Source organism: Bradyrhizobium canariense (assembly GCF_019402665.1).
GTDB lineage: Bacteria > Pseudomonadota > Alphaproteobacteria > Rhizobiales > Xanthobacteraceae > Bradyrhizobium > Bradyrhizobium canariense.
The window spans coordinates 1-573 of the sequence record NZ_VSST01000144.1; the positions used below are offsets into that span (position 1 = coordinate 1).

1 protein-coding gene is annotated in these 573 nt (G+C 66.5%); it reads left to right on the forward strand.

Annotated elements, in window-relative coordinates; genetic code table 11:
• Window positions 1-573, forward strand: a 573-nt coding sequence (locus FXB41_RS40345) for a CHASE3 domain-containing protein (RefSeq protein WP_219685717.1), incomplete at both ends; no start/stop codon positions are given.

The window sequence follows — 573 nt, forward strand, 5'->3', positions numbered from 1 at the left end:
GAATTCCAGGCGGTGCACGCCCGGATCGCACCGGCACTCGCCGATCTCAAGCGCAGCGTGCGCGACACTCCCGAACATGTCGCGCTGCTCGAGGGCACCGAGCCGCTGGCGCTGCGCCGGATTGAGATCGCCGCCGAAGTGATGCGCCTGCGCGCCGGAAACGATCAGGCCGGGATTGCCGCGGTCCAGGGCAAGGGCGAGGGCCGTGGCCTCATGGACACGGTGATGGGCAATTTCGATCATTTGAGCGCAGAGGAAGAACGACTGCTCGCGGCGCGCTCCCAGGATTCGCGCCGCACCGGCATCGTGCTGCTCGGCATCGACGTCGCCGGCGCGCTGGTGATCCTGCTGCTGGTCGTGATGATGATGCGTGAGAGCCGGCGCACCGAGGGCGCACTCAAGAGCACGCTATTGGAGACTACGGCCGCCAAGCAGCAGCTCGAGGCCGCAGTGGCCGAGCGCACCGAGCATCTGGTCACCGCGCATGACGAGCTGCGCTTGTCGGTCAACGTACTCCAGAGCACGTTTCACAGCATGGCGGAGGCGGTGCTGGTCATCGATGCCGAAGGCAAT